This window comes from Nonomuraea composti (assembly GCF_012034275.1).
Lineage (GTDB): Bacteria > Actinomycetota > Actinomycetes > Streptosporangiales > Streptosporangiaceae > Nonomuraea > Nonomuraea composti.
Genome location: NZ_JAATEP010000036.1, coordinates 82,965 through 102,358, shown reverse-complemented (window position 1 = coordinate 102,358; position 19,394 = coordinate 82,965). Strand labels below are relative to the sequence as shown.

Below are 19,394 nucleotides of genomic sequence, written 5' to 3'. Positions count from 1 at the left end.
GCAGATGGCTCTCGCATCCATCTTTGAAAAGATCGTCGGCACGGACACGAACATCCGGTTCACCGCGTACGACGGCAGCAAGGCCGGGCCCGACGGCGCCGACCTGGCCATCGAGGTCAAGTCCCCGATCGCCGTGGCCTACCTGGCCCAGGCTCCGGGCGAGCTGGGGCTGGCCCGGGCCTACATCTCCGGGCACATCGACGTCCAGGGCGACATGTACACGCTGCTGGACCGGATGTGGAACATCACCACCAACGACCTGACCACGTCCGAGAAGCTCGAAGCGGTGCGGGCGCTGGGCCTCAAGCCGCTGCTCATGCGCGTGCCGCCGCCTCCGCAGGAGATGCGGCAGAGCGCGCTGGCCAAGCTGGGCTCCCGCCACGCCAAGCAGCGTGACGCGGAGGCCATCCACCACCACTACGACGTGTCCAACCGCTTCTACGAGTGGGTGCTGGGCCCGTCGATGGCCTACACGTGTGCCTGCTTCCCCAGCGAGGACTCCACGCTGGAAGAGGCCCAGTACACCAAGTTCGACCTGGTGGCGCGCAAGCTCGACCTCAAGCCCGGCATGCGCCTGCTCGACGTCGGCTGCGGCTGGGGCGGCATGGTCATGCACGCCGCCAAGCACTACGGCGTCAAGGCCCTGGGCGTCACGCTCAGCCGCCAGCAGGCCGAGTACGCGCAGAAGGCGATCGCCGACGCCGGGCTCCAGGATCTGGCCGAAGTCCGCTTCATGGACTACCGCGACGTCACCGAGTCGGGCTTCGACGCGGTGAGCAGCATCGGCCTGACCGAGCACATCGGCAAGGCGAACGTGCCGTCGTACTTCGCGTTCCTGTACGGCAAGCTGCGGCCGGGCGGCCGGCTGCTCAACCACTGCATCACCCGGCCGACGGGCAAGGAGAAGACGTTCAACAAGGGCGGCTTCATCAACCGCTACGTCTTCCCCGACGGCGAGCTGGAGTCGGTGGGCTGGCTGATCCGGCAGATGGAGGACCTCGGCTTCGAGATCCGCCACGAGGAGAACCTGCGCGAGCACTACGCGAAGACCCTGCGTCACTGGTGCGACAACCTCGACGCGAACTGGGAGGACGCGGTGCAGGAGGTCGGCATGGGCACGGCCCGCGTGTGGGCCCTCTACATGGCCGGCTGCATCGTGGGCTTCGAGCGCAACAAGGTGCAGCTGCACCAGGTGCTCGGGGTCAAGCTCGACTCCGACGGCCGCTCCGGGGTGCCGCTGCGCCCGGCTCGCGACTGGCCCTGATCCGGAAGAGCGGGACGGAGCTTGCCCCGGGGTGCAAGCTCCGTTCCTAACCGGCCGGCCGGGACTCCGCGGGCTCGCCAGGCGTGCGGCGCGGATGTTCCTTGGCGTGCCGGCCCTTGCTGGGGCGATGCTCGTCCTTGCCGGAATCGTCCTGCGGCTCCTGCTCCCTGGGGGTGCAGGGCTTCGCGTGCCTGCCCACTCGCCTCTCCTCGCCTTCTCGACTGCTTAAAGTGACCGTATGACTACAGTCGGCATCGAGGCAAGCGGGAAAGGTGAACCGTTTTCGAGGAGCCCCCGGCCGATCGGCTCGCGGCCCCGCAATTACCGATGGGCCGACCGGCCGGGGAGCCTTCTTCAGGAGGTGCAGGCCGTGCCGTTCAGGGTGAAGGCGGCCGGCTTGCCGGTGTCGCCGGTGTGCGTGGCCTGGAAGCCGAACGAGGCCGACGCCCCCGGGGCGATGGAGCCGTTGTAGGAGACGTTCCGCGCCGTCACCTGGCCGCTGCTGGGCGAGATCGCGGCGTTCCAGGCGGAGGTGACGCTCTGGCCGGCCGGGAGCGTGAAGGCCAGGCTCCAGGACGAGATCGCGGTCGTGCTGGTGTTGGCGATCGTGACCGCGGCCGTGAAACCGGTGTTCCACGCGTTCGTGGTGTACGTGACCTTGCAGTCGCCCGCCGGCGGCGTGACCGTGGGGGTGACGGTCGGCTCGGTGCCGCCCTCCGCGAGGCCGAAGAAGTCGATCACCATGGCCGCCATCCCGCCCTGCGGCAGGCTGTGGCCCACGCCCTGGAGGCTGATCGCCTCCACCCGCTCCTTCGTGCCCGTGCCGCCGTACCGGGTCCTGGTCCAGCCGGAGCGGGGCTGGTCGGTGAGGCTGGGCGTCTGGCTCAGGCCGTGGACGTTCGTCCACTGCTTGATCTGCTCCTGGAAGTTCGGGTAGCGCAGCGTGGTGTCCTCGGTGCCGTGCCAGATCTGCATGCGCGGGCGCGGGCCGCTGTAGCCGGGGTAGGCGGCGCGCACCTGGTCGCCCCACTGCTGGGCGGTCTTGATGAGCTGGCCGTTGGCGCAGGTGCTGTTCCAGCTCGACCCGTCGGTGGTGGCGAAGCAGCCGAACGGCACGCCCATGAACGCCGCGCCCGCCTTGAACACGTCCGGGTAGGCGCCGATCAGCACGTTCGTCATCATGCCGCCGGAGGAGGCGCCGGTGACGTACGTGCGGTCGGGGTCGGCGTTGTAGCGCTGCTGCACGTACCTGACCATGGAGACGATGCCGACGGGGTCGCTGCCGCCGTTGTGGGTGAGCGCCTGCGGCGAGGAGACGTCGAAGCAGGACCCGCTCCTGGTCGCCGACGGGTAGACGACGATGAACTTGTACCGGTCGGCCAGCGAGGCGAACTCGGTGCCCGAGTAGAAGGCCGGGCCGGAGCCGGTGCAGTAGTGCACCGCCACGAGCAGGGCGGGCCGGGCGCCGACGCCGTCGGGCACGTACAGGTGCATGCGCAGGTTGCTGGGGTTCGTGCCGAAACCGGTCACCTCGGTGAGCTGGGCGGAGGCGGCCGGGGGCGCGGTGATGAGGCCGGCCGTGACGAGCGCGGCGGCGGCGATGATCGCGCTTGCTAGGCGAGCTTTCAGCTTCATCGATGTCCTCTCGCTCTGCGGCCGAAATATTGCGAGTGTCCACAGAAAATTTCGGCACCGCAATACGCAGGCGCGGAAGGGTGCTCCCGGGCCTCCGTCAGGCCGGGTGAGAGGGCTGAGAAAGATGAAAGTTTCGCTAGGCCGCCAGCTCCTGGAGCGTGCCCGTGAGCGCGTCCCACGACTGCTCGGCGTCCGCCGTGCGGCCGTGCGGCGCGCGGAACCACGCCACGAACTCCGCCACGTCGTTCAGCGCCCACCGCAGCCGGTACAGCGCCAGCAGGTCGCGGTCCACCGCGCGGCCCGTCGCCTTCGTGTAGCGCGCCAGGTCCTCCTCGTCCCTGGCCGCCAGCCACAGGTCCCGCTCCGGGGCGGCCGTGCCCACCGTGTCCCAGTCGATCAGCAGCAGGCGCGCGCCGTCCCGCAGGACGTTGCCCGCGTGCGGCTCCCCGTGCGTGAGCACCGGCTCGCCCGGCCGGGCCGCCAGCCGGTCCAGCTCCGCCAGCCGGCGCCGCACCGTGCCGGCGTGGCTGGCGAGGAGGTCCTGGGCGGGCTCGGAGTAGGGGCCGCCGAGCCACGGCAGGGTGGTGTCGGCCAGCGCCTGCTCCAGGGCCGCCCGGCCGGGCAGCTCCACCGGCCGGGCCGGGGTCGTCCTCGGCGGCGGGGTGGTGTGCAGCTCGGCCAGCAGGTCGATGAGCCGGCCCCGGTCGGCGTCCGGCAGCTCGTCGCCGAACTCGCCGGCCGTGCCCTCCTCGTACGGGAACACGCTCATGGCGTAGCGGTCACCGTCGAGGCGGCGCAGCGTGGCACCGTCGAAGGCGCGCAGCGGGGCGACGACGAACCCGAGGCCGGCCTCCTCGCGCAGCGCCGCCGCCGTCTCCATGGCGCGCCCGAGCTCGTCGTACGACCGCAGCCGCGCGTCGGCCACCGTCACGAACCAGCGCCGCCCGCCCGCGCCGGTCGCGATCCAGTGGTGGTCGCCGAAACCGACCGGCGCATGGTTCAGGGTGGCCGCCTCGATGCCCCACGCGGTCAGGGCGGGGCGCAGCAGCTCTTCGTCGAGGTCGTCCGGTCGATCGCGCATACGGGGCAAGGTATCGCCCGCCCGGGGCCGCCGCAGCCCGATAAGTCCGGGAACGCGATCACGCCAGGTCGAGAAGCAGCCCGATGACGGCGAGGACGTCGTCCACCACCCGGTCAGGGGGTGATGCCGGGGGCGGCGGAGGCTCCAGGCCGCGCCGCGCCAGCTCCTCGCGGCGGTCGATCCAGACCGTGCGCAGGCCGGCGCCGTGCCCGCCCGCGACGTCGTTGACGGCGTCGTCCCCGACCATCCACCCGCCGCCGTCCAGCGACCGGCCGCAGCGGGCGGCGGCGAGGGCGAACAGGCGGGCGTCCGGTTTCCTGATGCCCTCCGCCGCCGAGATCGCCCACCCGTCCACCCGCGTGGCCAGCCCGCTCTGATGGATCTTGCCGGTCTGGTTGTCGGCCGCCCCGTTCGTCACGATGCCGACCGTCCAGCCGGCCGCGCGCAGCCGGTCGAGCCCGGACAGCACCTCAGGGCGGCAGCGCACCAGGTGCGGTAGCCGGGCACGGTAGGCGCGCCACAGCTCGGCGGCGGGCTCGGGCAGCCCGAACCGCTCCCGTACGCGGGCGAAGAACGCCTCCATGGGCACCGAACCGTCCGCGTCGGCCGCCACCAGCCACGCCGCCGCGCCGGCGCCCAGCCCGCGCTCGGCGGCGAACGCGGCGGCCCACCGCTCGAACGCGGCCAGCCGGTCGATGAGCGTGTTGTCGAGGTCGAAGAGGGCGAGCATTCAGGCGTTCCGCGCGGTGATGAGCTCGTCGGTGGCCTCGCGGTAGGCCGCCGTGGCGCGCTCGAAGTAGCCGCACAGGACGGCCAGCTCCGCCTCCGAGAACCCCTCGAAGACGGTACGCAGCCGCGCCCTGGTGCCCTTGAGCACCTCGTCGAGCCCCTCCGGCTCGGACACCGACTCCACCATCACCTTGCGCCGGTCGGCCGGGTCGGGCCGGCGCCGCACGAAGCCGGCCTTCTCCAGGCGGTCGATGAGCCGGGTGGTGGCGCCGGTGGTCAGCCCGGTCTGCGCGGCCAGCTCGCCCGAGGTGAGCGGGCCCATGAGGTCGAGCAGGTTGTGCGCGTAGTAGTCGGTGGCGTTGAGCCCGGCCGCCTCGGCGGTGGCCAGGCTGTTGAGGACCGTCGCGCTCAGGTAGCGACGGAAGAGCCCGCTCAGATCCGTTGACACGGTCACTCCTCTTCCTTAATCTAATATCTGCAAGCGAGCAGATATCACTTCCGCACAGACACTGTGCTGAGTAAACTACCAGAGGAAGCCACCATGATCACCACTGCCGAGCAGGACGTCCGGACGCTCTTCGCCGACCTGGAGGACGCCTGGAACCGCGGCGACGGCCACGCTTACGGCGCCTGCTTCACCGAGGACGCCAGCTACACCACGTTCGTCGGCACCGTCTACCACGGGCGCGACGACCTCGCCGCCGCGCACCAGGCGCTGTTCGACAGCGTGCTCAAGGACACCAGGATGTTCAACGAGATCACCGGGATCCGCTTCCTCGGGCCCGGCGTGGCCGTGGTCACCGGCAGGGGAGAGGTGGCCAAGAGGCGGCCGCGCACGTACGGCAAGGTCCAGACCTACACGCTGGTGCGCGAGGGCGACGGCCGCTGGCGCATCGCCGCCTTCCACAACACCCAGCGCAAGCCGCTCATGGAGGCCGTGTCGTTCAGGTTCGTGCCCGGCAGCGCGCCGCGAAAGTGAAAGGGCGCGGGCCGAAGCCCGCGCCCCTGGAGCCGGGAGGGTCAGCGCAGCTCGCGCTTGAGGATCTTGCCCGTGGCCGTCATCGGCAGTGCGTCACGGAACTCGATGATCCGCGGGTACTTGTAGGCCGCCAGGTTCTCCTTGGCCCAGGCGATCAGCTCGTCCTCGGTGATCGCGGCCCCGGGGGTGCGGATCACGTATGCCTTGACCTCCTCGCCGTGCGAGTCGTGCGGCACGCCCACCACCGCGGCCAGCGACACCGCCTCGTGGGTCATCAGCACCTCTTCGACCTCGCGCGGGTACACGTTGAACCCGCCCCTGATGACCATGTCCTTGGCCCGGTCGATGATGGAGTAGTAGCCGTCGACGTCGCGCGTGGCGATGTCGCCCGTACGGAACCAGCCGTCCCGCATCACCTCGGCCGTCGCCTCGGGGCGGCCGTAGTAGCCCTTCATGACGTTGTGGCCGCGGATGGCGATCTCGCCGGGGCCCTCGCCCTCGATCGTCTTCCAGTCGCTGTCGACCAGCTTCATCTCCACGCCCCAGATCGGGGTGCCGATCGTGCCGGGCTTGGCGGGCCGGCCGATCTGGTTGAAGCAGGCCACCGGGGAGGTCTCCGACAGGCCGTACCCCTCCAGGATGCCGATGCCGAACGTCTGCTCGAAGTCCTTGAGCACCTCCACCGGCGAGGACGCGCCGCCGGCGACCGCGACGCGCAGCGAGCGCGGCACCTCGGCACCCTCGCTGTGGATCTTCGTGAGCATGGCCCAGTACATGGTGGGCACGCCCGCGAAGTACGTCACACCTTCCTTGGCCATGAGCGCGAGCGCCTCGCCCGGCTCGAAGCGGGTCATCAGCACGACGGTGGAGCCGCGCAGGAAGCCGGTGTTCATGACCGTGGTCTGACCGAAGGAGTGGAACAGCGGCAGCGCCGCCAGATAGGTGTCGCCGCCCTCGGTGCGGGGGAACATGCGGTCGCTGATGATGGCGTTCATCAGCATGTTCTGGTGGGTGAGCTCGGCGCCCTTGGGCTGGCCGGTGGTGCCGGAGGTGTAGAGGATCACGGCGGTGTCGTCGGGCGCGGTCTGCACGGTCTCGAACTCGCCCGGCATCCCGCCGAGCGCCGCCCAGAACGACTCGCCGTACTCCGACTCGGTCGCCAGCGGCGTGGCGGGCAGCACGAAGAAGTGCTCGCAGCGCTCGGCCGCCTCGAACCCGGCCCGGCCGCGCTCGCCCAGCGGCAGCTCCGGCGTGCCCTCGAAGCAGAACAGGGCCTTGGCGTCGCTGTCGTCGAGATGGTAGGTGATCTCGCGGGTCTGGAGGAGGACGTTGAGCGGCACCACCGTCGCCCCGGCCTTGAGGATGCCGTAGTAGACGAACGGGAAGTAGGGCAGGTTCGGGCAGGCCAGCGCCACTTTGTCGCCCTTGCCGATGCCGCGTGTCACCAACAGGTTCGCCACCTGGTTCGCTACGGTGTCGATCATGGAGAACGGCAGCCGCATGTCGCCGAAGACGATCGCGGTGCCATCCGGGGTGTTCCTGGCGCTGTCCTCCAGGACGATCGACAGGTTGAGCATGACGCCTTCCTCCCTCTAGAACGGCTTCGGCGCCATCTTCGCAGGACCTGCATACCGACTGGTAGGTAACTCAGGTCACAAGTGCATATGGACGCGCCCGGCCCGCGTGAAGTAAGCAAGTAGGAAGTTACTTACCCCATGGAGGGGTGTCATGGAGTACGACTATGTGATCGTCGGGGCGGGCTCGGCCGGCTGCGTGCTGGCCGCCAGGCTGACCGAAGACCCCGGCGTGTCGGTGGCGCTGGTCGAGGCGGGCGGGAAGGACGACAAGCTCGAGATCCGCATGCCGGCCGGCTTCGCCAAGCTGTTCAAGACCGAGTACGACTGGGCGTTCCTGACGGCCAAGCAGAGCGAGATGTCCGGCCGCGAGCTCTACTGGCCGCGCGGCCGGGTGCTGGGCGGCTCCTCCTCGCTCAACGCCCAGATGTGGGTGCGCGGTTGCCAGCAGGACTACGACCAGTGGGGCATCCCCGGCTGGGCCTACGACGACGTGCTGCCGTACTTCACCAGGGCCGAGCGCCGCGTCGGCAGCAACCAGGGCGGCGTCTACGGCACCGACGGGCCGCTCTACATCTCCGAGCTGCGCAGCCCCAACGTCACCACCGCCGCCTTCCTGAAGGCGTGCGAGGAGCTGGGCCACACCCGCCTGGCCGAGCTGAACGGCCGCTCCAACGAGGGCTTCTGTCCCACCCCCGTCACCCAGAACCGCGGCCGGAGGTGGAGCGCCGCCGACGCGTACCTGCGGCCCGCCCTGTCCAGGCCCAACCTGCACGTGATCACCAACACCACGGTCGACCGGGTGACGTTCGACGGCAAGCGGGCCACGGGCATCGAGCACAGCGGCGGCGCCCCGCTCAGGGCCAGGCTGGAGGTCATCCTGGCGGCCGGCGCGATCGGCTCGCCGTACCTGCTGCTGCGCTCCGGCGTGGGCGCGCCCGACGAGCTGCGCGACGCGGGGGTGCCGATCGTGCACGAGCTGCCCGAGGTCGGCAAGAACCTCCAGGACCACCTGTCGAGCGGCGTGTTCGTCGAGTGCAAGCAGCCGGTGACGCTCACCAAGGCCGAGTCGCTGGTCAACCTGCTGCGCTACATCGTCCTGCGCTCCGGCATGCTCACCACGAACGTCGGGGAGGCCGTCGCGTTCATCAGGACCTCGCCCGAGGAGCCCGCGCCCGACATCGAGCTGATCTTCGCGCCGGTGCCGTTCGTCGACCACGGCTTCACCCCGCCGACCGGCCACGGGCTCACCGTCGGCGTCGTGCTGCTGCAGCCGGAGAGCCGCGGCCGCATCGGGCTGAGCGGCCGGGACGTCGTGATCGACCCCGGCTACCTGACGGCCGAGGCCGACGTCAAGCGCCTGGTCGAAGGGCTGAAGGCGGCCAAGCACGTGTTCGCCACCACCGCGATGAAGCCGTACGCGGGCGGGCCCATGGCGCCCTACTGGGGGCCGGAGAGCGACGAGGAGCTGGCCCAGTGGGTACGCGAGCGCGGCGAGACCCTCTACCACCCGGTCGGGAGCTGCCGCATGGGCACCGACGAGACCTCGGTGGTGGACCCGGAGCTGCGCGTGCGCGGCATCCAGGGGCTCAGGGTCGTGGACGTCTCGATCATGCCGACGCTCAACCGCGGCCACACCCACGCGCCCGCCATCATGATCGGCGAGAAGGGGGCCGACCTGATCAGGGCGAGCAAGGCTTGACGTAAGTGGTCACTTGCGTAGGGTCGTGGGTATGACTCTGCCCGCGGATCTCGACCTGTCGCAGATCCCGTTCTGGGAGCGGTCGCAGGCCGAGCGCATGGCCGCCTTCCGTAAGCTGCGCGAGCTCGGCCGCCCCGTGTTCGTGCCGGAGCAGCCCGTGTCGTTCATCGGCGGCGGCCCCGGCTACTACGCGCTGGTGCGCCACGCCGACGTCACCGAGGCCAGCAGGAACGCGGCCGTCTTCAGCAGCGAGCCGTGCGCCAACAGCATCCCCGACATGCCGCGCTGGCTCAGCGTGTACTTCGGCTCCATGATCAACATGGACGATCCCGCGCACGCGCGGCTGCGCCGCATCGTGTCGCGGGCGTTCACGCCGCGCATCCTGGCGAAGATGGAGGAGGACCTGGCGCGGGCCGCCGCCGAGATCGTGGACCGGGCGATCGAGGAGGGGCCCGGCGACTTCGTCGCCCAGGTGGCCGCCAGGCTTCCCGTACGGGTCATCTGCGACATGATGGGCATCCCCGCGAAATTTCATGACATGGTGCTGCGGCGGACGAACGTCATCCTCGGCAACGCCGACCCCGAGTACACCGGCATCTCACCCGGCTACAGCCGCGTCAACGTCGCCCGCGGCCTGGCCAGGCTGCTGCACGCCGGCCACTCGCTCAACCGGCTGGCCGCCCGCCTCGGCGACGAGCGGCGCCGGCGGCCCACCGGCGACCTGGTCAGCCTGCTCGTCAACGGGGAGGAGCGGCTCACCTCGCAGCAGCTCGGCTCGTTCTTCATCCTGCTGGTGGTGGCGGGCAGCGAGACCACGCGCAACGCGATCGCGTACGGGCTCAAGCTCCTCACCGACCACCCCGGGCAGCGCGAGCTGCTGCTGGCCGACTTCGACGGGCGCGTGGCCGGGGCCTGCGACGAGATCGTCCGCTACGCCACGCCGGTCATCCAGTTCCGCCGCACGCTCACCCGGGACCACGAGATGAACGGCACGGCGTACAAGAAGGGTGACAAGGTGCTGCTCTTCTACAACTCCGCCAACCGCGACGAGTCCGTCTTCCGTGACCCCGACACGTTCGACATCACCCGCGACCCCAACCCGCACGTCGGCTTCGGCGGCCCCGGCCCGCACTACTGCCTGGGCGCGCACCTGGCGCGCAGGGAGATGACCGTGATGTTCCGGGAGCTGTTCACCCGGCTGCCGGACGCCAGGGCGGTCGGCGAGCCCTCCTTCCTGCTGTCGAACTTCATCAACGGGGTCAAGCATCTGCGGTGGGCGTTCTGAGATGCCCGGTGACGGAAGATCCGGCGTGCTAGGTTTCGCAGTCATGGAGATCAGGACTATCCACGCCAATGGGGTGGAGTTCGCGTATCTATCGTTGGGGGAGGGGCCGCTGGCGCTCTGCCTGCACGGCTTCCCCGACACCGCGCACACCTGGCGGCACCTGATGCCCGCGCTGGCCGAGCGCGGCTACCGCGCGGTCGCCCCCTTCCTGCGCGGCTACGCGCCCACCGAGATCCCCGCCGACGGCGCCTACGAGGACGCCGCGCTGGTCGCCGACGTGCGCGCGCTGCACGAGGAGCTGGGCGGCGGGGACGACGCCGTCGTCATCGGGCACGACTGGGGCGCCTTCCCCGCCTACGCCACCGCCGGGCGCTTCCGCCGCGCCGTCACCCTCGCCGTGCCGCCGCCCGGCTCGCCGGCCGGCAGCTTCTTCGACTACGAGCAGCTCAAGCGCTCCTTCTACATCTTCCTCTTCCAGACCGCGCTCGCCGAGACCGCCGCCGCCACGCCCGGCTTCATCGACAACCTCTGGCGCGACTGGTCGCCCGGCTACGACGCCCGCGAGGACCTGGAGTTCGTCCGGCGCAGCCTCGGCGACCCCGCCAACCTCGCCGCCGCCATCGGCTACTACCGCGCCATGCTCGGCACCACCCCGCCCTCCGGCCGCTACCCGGCCGTCGAACAGCCCGTCAGCGGGCCCGTCCTCTACCTGCACGGGGCACAGGACGGGTGCCTGAGCGCCGACCTCGCCAAGGGCGCGCTGGAGCACCTGCCCGCGGGGTCGCGGGCCGAGCAGGTGGCCGGGGCCGGGCACTTCCTCCACCTCGAACGGCCCCGCGAGGTCAACCGGCTCATCCTCGACTGGCTCGGCCCGGCCTCCTGACCGGATCGGATCGCATCGGTCAGAGCGTGGTGATCAGCGGGGCTTGAGCACGGCGATCAGGGGGTGCCGGCCCGACAGGCTCACCTCGACCACCTCCTCCACCGCGAACCCGCGCGGCACCCCGTCGTGCACCAGCGCCACGGCCAGCCCGTCCGGCGCCAGCACCCGCCGCACCTCCCGCCACAGCGGGGCCAGGCCGTGGGCGAGCAGGCCCGCGGGCGGGACCTGGCGTCCCCAGGGCGGGTTCACCAGCACTCGGTCCGCGCACCCGTCCTCCACCGGCATCCGCCCGCCGTCGGCCACCGCCCACGCCAGCGCCGCGCCCGCCGCCCGGGTGTTGGCGCGGGCGGCGGCGATCGCGGCCGCATCACGGTCGAACCCGACCAACCGTGCCCTCGTGGCGTCCGGGAGGGTGGCGCTCGCCTCGATGAGGGTGGTGCCCGCGCCGCAGCACGGATCCAGCACCGTCGCGGCCCCGGCGAGCCGGGCGAGGTGGGCCATGGCGGCGGCCACGGGCGGGTGCAGCGTGCCATGGATCGAGGCCGTCTTGTACGCCCGCCGATGCAACGGCCGCGCCGCCACCCGTACCGCGATGACCGCCTGATCGCCGTCGATCGTGACCCGCCACGACCGCGCGCCGGGCGGCGGCCGGCGGCCGTCGCGGCGGGAGTGGTACGGCACCCGCGCCGGCCGGGCCAGCTCGGCCCCCACCGCGTCCTCGATCTCGAACCGGGTGTAGTTGCGCCGCCCCACGAACGACGCCGACACCTCCACCCCGCTCCCGGGGTCGCCCATCAGCGCCGGGTCCACCTCGCGCGCCGCCCGGGTCAGCCGGCGCAGCGCGGCGCGGCCGGGCCCGATCCCGTCGACGACGGCGGCGGCCAGCAGCACGTCGTCGGCCGTGCGCAGCCCGAGCAGGTCGGCCCCCGGCCGGGCCTCGAACCACACCTCGCGGTGGCGCACCCCGTGCACCACGCCCGTAAGTGATCGCCGGATCTCCATGGCCACCAGGGGCTCGATGCCACGCACGGCCCTGGCCACGGCAAAAGTATGCACCTGTGCTTCTCCCACGTCGCGACCCGGGACGGCGCTCGCTCAGCCGTCCCGCATCGCCGGCGGTGGGGTCGTCCGCGACCCGCCGGCGGATCGCTAACGTCGGAAGAAGCAGTACACGCGACGCACCCTACGGCCGGCCGCGCCGCAGGAGCCACAGGTTTTTCCACGCCACGTACGTACGGTGTACGTCCAACCCATTGACGTAAGTGCCCGCTTTTCGAATGATGGCCTCATGAGCGTCCTGGACTTCGACCTGTCGGACCGCGACTTCTGGGCCAGGCCCATGAGCGAGCGCGAGGAGGCGTTCGAGCGGCTGCGCTCGCTCGACACCCCGGCTTTCTTCGAGGAAGCGGAGATGGCGTACATGCCCAAGGGGCCGGGCTACTACGCGCTGGTCAGGCACGCCGACATCCTGGAGGCCAGCCGCAATCCGGAGGTGTTCTGCTCGGGCGACGGCGGCGCGACGAACATCCCCGACATGCCGGCCGAGTTCGCCGAGTACTTCGGGTCGATGATCAACATGGACGACCCGCGGCACGCCCGGCTGCGCCGCATCGTCTCCCGCGCGTTCACGCCCAAGATGATCAAGCAGTTCGAGTCGGACGTCGAGGCGGCCGCCGTCGGCATCGTGGACGACCTGCTCGCCAAGGGACCCGGCTGCGACTTCGTGACCGAGGTGGCCGCCCGCCTGCCCCTGAAGATCATCTGCGACATGATGGGCATCCCCGAGCGCGACTACCAGTTCGTCTTCGACCGCTCCAACATCATCCTGGGCGGCTTCGACCCCGAGTACACCGGCGGCGACCTCGACCAGCTCGCCGAGCGGCTGCTCAACGCCGGCATGGAGCTGCAGCAACTCGTCCAGGACCTCGCCGCCCACCGCGCCGACCACCCCACCGGCGACCTCACCTCGTCACTGGTGAACGCCAACATCGACGGCGAGCGGCTCACCATGCAGGAGCTCGGCTCGTTCTTCATCCTGCTGGTCGTGGCGGGCAACGAGACCACGCGCAACGCCATCTCGTACGGCATGCGCCTGCTCACCAAGAACCCCGACCAGCGCGCCCTCTGGCTGGAGGACATCGACGGCCGCGCGCCCGGCGCCGTCGAGGAGATCGTCCGGCTGGCCTCCCCGGTGAACTTCATGCGCCGCAAGACCACCAGGGACTTCGAGATGAACGGCCACCTCTACCGCAAGGGGCAGAAGGTCGTGCTGTTCTACTGGGCCGCCAACCGCGACGCGTCCGTGTTCGACGACCCGCTGCGCTTCGACATCACCCGCCACCCCAACCCGCACGTCGGCTACGGCGGCCCCGGCCCGCACTTCTGCCTCGGCGCCCACCTGGCCCGGCGGGAGATCACGGTGATGTTCCGCGAGCTGCTGCGGCGCGTCCCGGGCATCGAGGCGGGCAAGCCCGACCGGCTGCACTCCAGCTTCATCAACGGGATCAAGCACATGGAGTGCACCTTCTAGGGCACTACTGGCCGGCCAGGCGGATCTGGTTCATCACCGTACGGATGTCGGGCAGCAGCTGCTTGCTCTCCGACGGGATCGAGATGTAGACGATGGCCGGCAGCTCGCCGCCGGTGTTGATGGCCATCGTCGCGATCGTGGCCTTCTCGGTGCCCGACGTCAGCGAGTACGCGATCAGCCGCCCCGTCCGGTCGCCCACCTTGATCGGCTGCTGGGCGATCTTCTTGACCTTGTTGTCGTCGGGGAAGAAGCTGCGCCGCGCGCTCAGCACGACCTGCCTGATCACCGGCTCCAGGTCGTCCGGCTTGTAGTACGAGGCCAGCCGCTGCGACAGCGGGCCCGACATGATCGTGGCGTACCGCTCGGGGGCCACCTGCACATACTGGCGGGTGTTGAACCCGTACGTGCCCTTGACCGTGGCCCGCTGGTCGAGCTGCCAGGTGCCGCCCAGGCGCGGGACGCTGATCCCGGCCCCGGCGTCCGGGACCCGGCCGACGACCGGCGACGCCTTGCCGGTGTAGCGGGGCAGCGGGCCGATCGAGGTGGAGGACTTCGTGGGGGTCGACTTGGGGGGCGCCGTAGCGGACTGCTCGGCGGCCAGGCTCGCGTTCGACGGCGGGTCCTCGCCCGCCAGCGGCCCCCACAGGAACGCCCACAGCAGCGCGGCGACCAGCGCGATGCCGACCGAGCCGCCGAGCGCGTAGATCCAGATGGGCCTGCCCGAGTCCTCGTCCTCCAGGGCGTCCTGGTCGCCCATCGACTGGTAGTTGTCGCCGAAGACGGTGTTCCACAGCTCCTGCTGGCGCTCCGGCGGCGGGGTGCGGGAGCCGCTGATCTGGCCGGCCGTGACGAAGCGGTTCTCCGGGTCGGAGGGGTCGCGGCTCAGGTTGGAGCCGGGCCGGCCGGGCTGGTCCTCGCCGGGAGGCATGCCAGGAGGGGCGCTGGGGGGCGTCTCGATGGGGGGCTGAGCTGTATCCATGGGGCTGGAGGGGACCGCGCGATCGTTCAGGAGGTTCTCGGTGTGCTGGGCGTAGGTGACCGTGCGCTCGTCGGCCGGGTGCGGCGCGGGCGGCGGCGGGACGGGCGGGCTGCTGTAGATCGCGGTGCGCTCGGCCGCCGCGTCGGCGGGAGGCTGCGGCGGCGCCGCGCGCTCAGCCGGCGGCGGCGCCGCCCGGTCGGCCGGCGGCCACGGGGCGGGGCTGGACAGGTTGGACCAGGCGCCGGGCGACGGCGTGGGCGGCTGCGCCCAGGCGGGCACCGGGTCGGCGGGCTGCGGCGCAGGGGGCGGCGTGCCCTTCGAGGACACCTCGGGCCACGCCCCGGGCCCGGCGGTGCTCTGCGGCGGCGGGGGCGCGTCCTGCCAGGAGGCGCGCACGTCGGGCGAGGAGGCGTTGTCGGGCCAGGACGCCCGCACGTCGGGCGAGGAGGCGTTGTCGGACCAAGACGTCCGCAGGTCCGGTGACGAGGCGTTCTCCGGCCAGGAGGTCCGTACGTTCGGCGAGGAAGCGTTTTCCGGCCACGGGTTCCGCACGTCCGGCGAGGAGGCGTTCTCGGCCCAGGACGTGCGCACGTCAGGGGAGGAGGCGCCGTCCGGCCACGAGGAATCCTTGCGGGGCGGCTCGGGCCAGGACGGGTCCTTGCGCGGGGGCTCCGGCCACGACGGGTCGGGCCGGCCCGGGGCCTCGGGCCAGGAGGTGGGGACGTCGGCGGGGGAGTCGGCCCAGGCGGGCGAGGTGTCGCGGCGGGGCGGCTCCGGCCAGGAGGAGGGCAGATGAGGTCCGGAATTCTCCGTTGCCATTGCTGCCGGCCCTCCCGAGGTTGTGTCCGGATGTCCCGTTATATCCGGATTCGACGTCTCACGCATGATCTCATGGGATTTTCCAGGAGATGCAGGTGGTTCCGCAGCGAAACGAGCGAAGCCATGGGGATCGGTGGGCGGATCCTGCATCGGCAGGTCACCCTCCGGTCGGTCAGGCTCAGCTGGGTATACCACGGCGACAAGGCTATTCTTGTGGGACGAATGAGGTCACAACGGATACATCACCATCAGGTCTCGCCAGACCTGAAGAGTCCATTGTGCCTGCGGACCTCGATCCATAGCCTGCATTCAGCCGAAGAGGTGCGCTAGGCTTGACACATGCGTTCCGCGACCCTGCTTCTTAGCGGGCCGCGACGGCCCTAGAAGATCTTCGCCGTCGCGGCTCCACCCCTCGTTGTGTGCACGAGGGGTTTTCTTATGGGTCCGAATCAAGCCAGAAGGACAGTAGCCGTGAGTGAGTACGATCCGCAGGCGCTGCAGGCCAAGTGGCAGCAGCGATGGGAGGAGCAAGAGACCTACCGGGCGAGCGAGGACCCGGCAGACCCGCGCGAGCGCCGCTACATGCTCGACATGTTCCCCTACCCTTCCGGCGACCTGCACATGGGCCACGGCGAGGTGTTCGCTCTGGGCGACGTCGTCGCGCGTTACTGGATGCAGAAGGGTTACAACGTCCTGCACCCGATCGGCTGGGACTCCTTCGGCCTGCCCGCGGAGAACGCCGCGATCAAGCGCAACGCGCACCCGGCCGAGTGGACCTACGCCAACATCGAGACGCAGGCCAACTCGTTCCGGCGCTACGGCATCTCCTTCGACTGGTCGCGCCGCCTGCACACCAGCGACCCCGACTACTTCCGCTGGAACCAGTGGCTGTTCATCCGCTTCTTCGAGCGCGGCCTGGCCTACCGCAAGGGCGGCCTGGTCAACTGGTGCCCCAACGACCAGACGGTGCTGGCCAACGAGCAGGTCGTGGCGGGCAAGTGCGAGCGCTGCGGCGCCGACGTCATCCGGCGGGAGCTGACGCAGTGGTACTTCAAGATCACTGACTACGCGCAGCGCCTGCTGGACGACATGGAGCAGCTGACCGGCTGGCCCGAGCGGCTGCTGACCATGCAGCGCAACTGGATCGGCCGCTCCGAGGGCGCCGACGTGCTGTTCGAGATCGAGGGCCGCGACGAGCCGGTCCACGTCTACACCACGCGCCCCGACACCCTGTACGGTGCCACGTTCTTCGTCGTCGCCGCCGACGCCGCGCTGGCCGACGAGATCGTCACCGACGAGCAGCGCCCGGCGTTCGAGGCGTACCGCGCCGAGGTCGCGAAGCTGAGCGACATCGAGCGGCTGGCCACCGACAAGGAGAAGACCGGCGTCTTCCTGGGCCGCTACGCGATCAACCCGGTCAACGGCGAGCGCATCCCGGTCTGGGCGGCCGACTACGTGCTGTCCGACTACGGCCACGGCGCCATCATGGCGGTGCCCGCGCACGACCAGCGCGACCTCGACTTCGCCCGCAAGTTCGATCTGCCGGTGAAGGTCGTCGTGCACACCGGCCTGGCCGACCCGGGCGAGACCGGCGAGGCCACGCCCGGCGAGGGCACGCTGGTCAACTCCGGCCCGCTCGACGGCCTGACCAAGACCGAGGCCATCGCCAAGATCATCGAGATTCTGGAGACGCAGGGCCGGGGCTCCGGCGCGGTCAACTTCCGGCTGCGCGACTGGCTGCTGTCCCGCCAGCGTTACTGGGGCACGCCGATCCCGATCATCCACTGCCCCGACTGCGGCGAGGTGCCCGTCCCCGACGAGCAGCTGCCCGTCACGCTGCCCGACCTGCGCGGCGAGGCGCTGGCCCCCAAGGGCGTGTCGCCGCTGGCCAGCGCCACCGAGTGGGTCAACGTCGAGTGCCCCAAGTGCGCCGGCCCCGCCCAGCGCGACACCGACACGATGGACACCTTCGTCGACTCGTCGTGGTACTTCCTGCGCTACTGCTCGCCGGGCTACAACGACGGCCCGTTCGACCCCGAGCAGGTGCGCAAGTGGGGCCCGATCGACCAGTACGTCGGCGGCATCGAGCACGCGGTGCTGCACCTGCTGTACTCGCGCTTCTTCACCAAGGTCCTGCACGACATGGGCATGGTCGACTTCACCGAGCCGTTCCTGCGCATGCTGAACCAGGGCCAGGTCATCAACGGCGGCAAGGCCATGTCGAAGTCGCTGGGCAACGGCGTCGACCTGGGTCAGCAGATCGACGACTTCGGGGTCGACGCCGTCCGCCTGACCATGGTGTTCGCCGGGCCGCCCGAGGACGACATCGACTGGGCCGACGTCTCGCCGGCCGCCTCGCAGAAGTTCCTGGCCCGCGCGCTGCGCGTGATGTCCGAGGTGACCAGCGAGCCCGGCGTCGCGTTCGACGGCGGCGACACCGAGCTGCGCAAGGTGACGCACCACACGATCGACGAGGCCACCAAGCTGATCGAGTCGCAGCGCTTCAACGTCGCGGTGGCCCGCATGATGGAGCTGACCTCCGCCACGCGCAAGGCCATCGACTCCGGCCCCGGCCCCGCCGACCCGGCGGTGCGCGAGGCCGCCGAGACGCTGGCCGTGCTGCTGTCGCTGGTCGCCCCGTACACCGCCGAGGAGGGCTGGGAGCGGCTGGGCCGCACCGGATCCGTCGCGTTCGCCGGCTGGCCGGTGGCCGACCCCGCGCTGCTGGTGCAGGAGTCGGTCACGTGCGTGGTGCAGGTGGCGGGCAAGGTGCGCGACCGCCTGGAGGTCTCGCCCGACATCAGCGAGGACGAGCTGCGCGCGCTGGCGCTGGCCTCGGAGAAGATCGCCCCTTATGTGCAGGGCATGCCCCGCAAGGTGATCGTCCGGGCGCCGAAGCTGGTCAACATCGTCCCGTAGTCACAGGCCGCGCAGGGCCGGCAGCAGCTCCTTCTCCGCCCAGTCGAAGAAGGGCTGCTGCTGGTCGTGCCCGATCTGGACGAGCGCGACGTGCGTGTACCCGGCGTCGACGTACTTCTTGACGCCCTGCACGACGGCGTCCACGTCGTTGCCGCACGGCACGCTCTGCGCGACGTCCTCGGGGCGGACGGTGCCGGCCGCGGCGGCGAAGTTCACCGGCCCGGGCAGCTCGGCCATGACCTTCCAGCCGCCGACGCTCGACCAGCGCCACAGCTCGTGCGCGCGCTGCTTGGCGGCCTCGGCGTCGGTGTCGTAGGAGAGGGCGAGCTGGCCGTAGACCGGCTTGCCCGCGCCGCCCGCGGCGTTGAACTGCTGCACCACCTCGGGCATGGGCTCGTTGATGACCAGCACGTCGCCGTACTCGGCGGCCAGCTCGGCCGACTGGCCCCCGGAGGCGGCGATGCCGATGGGCACCGGCTGCTCCGGCAGGTCGTACAGCTTGGCCGAGTCCACGTCGAAGAACTCGCCCTGGTGGGTGACGTACTCGCCGGTGAAGAGCTTCCTGATGATCTGGACGGCCTCGGCGAACATCCGGTGCCTGGTGTCCACCGGGGGCCAGCCCTCGCCGATGACGTGCTCGTTCAGGTTCTCGCCCGCGCCCAGGCCGAGGGTGAACCTGCCCTGGCTGAGCACGCCCATGGTGGCCGCCTTCTGTGCCACGACCGCCGGGTGGTAGCGCATGATGGGGCAGGTCACGTACGTCATGAGCGGCAGCCGCTCGGTGACCTGGGCCGCGGCGCCGAGCACCGACCAGCAGTAGGGGGAGTGCCCCATTTCCTCCACCCACGGGAAGTAGTGGTCGGAGATGACGGCGTAGTCGAAGCCGAGCCGTTCGGCCGCGGCGGCGTAGTCGACCAGCTCGCGGGCCGGGGTCTGTTCGGACATCAAGGTGTAGCCGATTTGTACCATGCGCCCCGGCTACCCGACTTTGTCCACAATAGCGGTCACAGACCGG

At 70.7% G+C, this 19,394-nt stretch carries 16 protein-coding genes; 7 read left to right on the top strand and 9 right to left on the bottom strand.

Annotated features, from left to right (window positions below; translation table 11 throughout):
- Positions 1–4 precede the first annotated feature (4 nt).
- Positions 5–1,264 (top strand): class I SAM-dependent methyltransferase, encoded by a 1,260-nt coding sequence (locus HCN51_RS38570; RefSeq protein ID WP_080047632.1) that lies wholly within the window; start codon positions 5–7, stop codon positions 1,262–1,264.
- A 46-nt stretch (positions 1,265–1,310) separates the two neighbouring features.
- Here the strand turns inward: HCN51_RS38570 and HCN51_RS38565 are convergent, their stop codons facing one another.
- From HCN51_RS38565 to HCN51_RS38545, 5 genes are all read right to left on the bottom strand, one after another.
- Complete coding sequence (locus tag HCN51_RS38565) at positions 1,311–1,463, bottom strand: hypothetical protein (RefSeq protein WP_155129385.1); 153 nt, start codon at positions 1,461–1,463, stop codon at positions 1,311–1,313.
- Between the two features lie 155 nt (positions 1,464–1,618).
- The gene (locus HCN51_RS38560; protein ID WP_168016883.1) at positions 1,619–2,899 is read right to left on the bottom strand and encodes an extracellular catalytic domain type 1 short-chain-length polyhydroxyalkanoate depolymerase; all 1,281 of its coding nucleotides are present in this window, start codon (positions 2,897–2,899) and stop codon (positions 1,619–1,621) included.
- A gap of 136 nt (positions 2,900–3,035) precedes the next feature.
- Positions 3,036–3,980, bottom strand: coding sequence for a phosphotransferase (locus tag HCN51_RS38555; RefSeq protein ID WP_206068372.1), 945 nt, complete (start codon positions 3,978–3,980; stop codon positions 3,036–3,038).
- Positions 3,981–4,038: 58 nt separating this feature from the next.
- Entirely contained in the window at positions 4,039–4,710 is a 672-nt protein-coding gene (locus tag HCN51_RS38550; protein ID WP_168016881.1) for an HAD family hydrolase, read from the bottom strand.
- Entirely contained in the window at positions 4,711–5,157 is a 447-nt protein-coding gene (locus HCN51_RS38545) for a MarR family winged helix-turn-helix transcriptional regulator (protein WP_080047633.1), read from the bottom strand. It lies immediately after the preceding gene.
- A 93-nt stretch (positions 5,158–5,250) separates the two neighbouring features.
- Between HCN51_RS38545 and HCN51_RS38540 the strand changes: the two genes are divergently transcribed.
- Positions 5,251–5,688, top strand: a complete 438-nt coding sequence (locus HCN51_RS38540; RefSeq protein ID WP_168016880.1) for an SgcJ/EcaC family oxidoreductase — start codon at positions 5,251–5,253, stop codon at positions 5,686–5,688.
- Positions 5,689–5,729: 41 nt separating this feature from the next.
- Here the strand turns inward: HCN51_RS38540 and HCN51_RS38535 are convergent, their stop codons facing one another.
- Positions 5,730–7,265: a long-chain-fatty-acid--CoA ligase gene (locus HCN51_RS38535; RefSeq protein WP_168016869.1), complete on the bottom strand. Its 1,536-nt coding sequence runs from the start codon at positions 7,263–7,265 to the stop codon at positions 5,730–5,732.
- Positions 7,266–7,416: 151 nt separating this feature from the next.
- Here HCN51_RS38535 and HCN51_RS38530 point away from each other — a divergent pair, with 151 nt between their 5' ends.
- The 3 genes from HCN51_RS38530 to HCN51_RS38520 are packed head-to-tail and all read left to right on the top strand — an operon-like array spanning position 7,417 to position 11,132.
- Entirely contained in the window at positions 7,417–8,964 is a 1,548-nt protein-coding gene (locus tag HCN51_RS38530) for a GMC family oxidoreductase (protein WP_168016867.1), read from the top strand.
- A 31-nt stretch (positions 8,965–8,995) separates the two neighbouring features.
- The gene (locus HCN51_RS38525) at positions 8,996–10,249 is read left to right on the top strand and encodes a cytochrome P450 (protein ID WP_168016865.1); all 1,254 of its coding nucleotides are present in this window, start codon (positions 8,996–8,998) and stop codon (positions 10,247–10,249) included.
- A gap of 43 nt (positions 10,250–10,292) precedes the next feature.
- Positions 10,293–11,132, top strand: coding sequence for an alpha/beta fold hydrolase (locus HCN51_RS38520; protein WP_168016863.1), 840 nt, complete (start codon positions 10,293–10,295; stop codon positions 11,130–11,132).
- Positions 11,133–11,165: 33 nt separating this feature from the next.
- On the opposite strand, the gene HCN51_RS61705 is transcribed toward HCN51_RS38520, so the two are convergent.
- A complete protein-coding gene (locus HCN51_RS61705; RefSeq protein WP_346433943.1) occupies positions 11,166–12,173 on the bottom strand; it encodes a methyltransferase domain-containing protein in 1,008 nt (335 codons plus the stop codon).
- A gap of 247 nt (positions 12,174–12,420) precedes the next feature.
- Here HCN51_RS61705 and HCN51_RS38510 point away from each other — a divergent pair, with 247 nt between their 5' ends.
- Positions 12,421–13,662, top strand: a complete 1,242-nt coding sequence (locus HCN51_RS38510; RefSeq protein ID WP_168016861.1) for a cytochrome P450 — start codon at positions 12,421–12,423, stop codon at positions 13,660–13,662.
- 4 nt (positions 13,663–13,666) lie between these two features.
- Here HCN51_RS38510 and HCN51_RS38505 read toward each other — a convergent pair whose 3' ends face one another.
- Entirely contained in the window at positions 13,667–15,460 is a 1,794-nt protein-coding gene (locus tag HCN51_RS38505) for a hypothetical protein (protein ID WP_168016859.1), read from the bottom strand.
- Positions 15,461–15,898: 438 nt separating this feature from the next.
- Here HCN51_RS38505 and leuS point away from each other — a divergent pair, with 438 nt between their 5' ends.
- On the top strand, positions 15,899–18,379 hold the full coding sequence (gene leuS, locus HCN51_RS38500; protein WP_168016857.1) for a leucine--tRNA ligase: 2,481 nt from the start codon (positions 15,899–15,901) through the stop codon (positions 18,377–18,379).
- On the opposite strand, the gene HCN51_RS38495 is transcribed toward leuS, so the two are convergent.
- Positions 18,380–19,348 (bottom strand): TIGR03557 family F420-dependent LLM class oxidoreductase, encoded by a 969-nt coding sequence (locus HCN51_RS38495; protein ID WP_080046261.1) that lies wholly within the window; start codon positions 19,346–19,348, stop codon positions 18,380–18,382.
- Positions 19,349–19,394 lie beyond the last annotated feature (46 nt).

Coding starts and splice junctions, on each gene's coding strand:
- HCN51_RS38570 (WP_080047632.1), top strand. CDS start 5: ATGGCTCTCGCATCCATCTTTGAAAAGATCGTCGGCACGGACACGAAC.
- HCN51_RS38560 (WP_168016883.1), bottom strand. CDS start 2,899: ATGAAGCTGAAAGCTCGCCTAGCAAGCGCGATCATCGCCGCCGCCGCG.
- HCN51_RS38555 (WP_206068372.1), bottom strand. CDS start 3,980: ATGCGCGATCGACCGGACGACCTCGACGAAGAGCTGCTGCGCCCCGCC.
- HCN51_RS38550 (WP_168016881.1), bottom strand. CDS start 4,710: ATGCTCGCCCTCTTCGACCTCGACAACACGCTCATCGACCGGCTGGCC.
- HCN51_RS38540 (WP_168016880.1), top strand. CDS start 5,251: ATGATCACCACTGCCGAGCAGGACGTCCGGACGCTCTTCGCCGACCTG.
- HCN51_RS38535 (WP_168016869.1), bottom strand. CDS start 7,265: ATGCTCAACCTGTCGATCGTCCTGGAGGACAGCGCCAGGAACACCCCG.
- HCN51_RS38530 (WP_168016867.1), top strand. CDS start 7,417: ATGGAGTACGACTATGTGATCGTCGGGGCGGGCTCGGCCGGCTGCGTG.
- HCN51_RS38525 (WP_168016865.1), top strand. CDS start 8,996: ATGACTCTGCCCGCGGATCTCGACCTGTCGCAGATCCCGTTCTGGGAG.
- HCN51_RS38520 (WP_168016863.1), top strand. CDS start 10,293: ATGGAGATCAGGACTATCCACGCCAATGGGGTGGAGTTCGCGTATCTA.
- HCN51_RS38510 (WP_168016861.1), top strand. CDS start 12,421: ATGAGCGTCCTGGACTTCGACCTGTCGGACCGCGACTTCTGGGCCAGG.
- HCN51_RS38505 (WP_168016859.1), bottom strand. CDS start 15,460: ATGGCAACGGAGAATTCCGGACCTCATCTGCCCTCCTCCTGGCCGGAG.
- leuS (WP_168016857.1), top strand. CDS start 15,899: ATGGGTCCGAATCAAGCCAGAAGGACAGTAGCCGTGAGTGAGTACGAT.
- HCN51_RS38495 (WP_080046261.1), bottom strand. CDS start 19,348: ATGGTACAAATCGGCTACACCTTGATGTCCGAACAGACCCCGGCCCGC.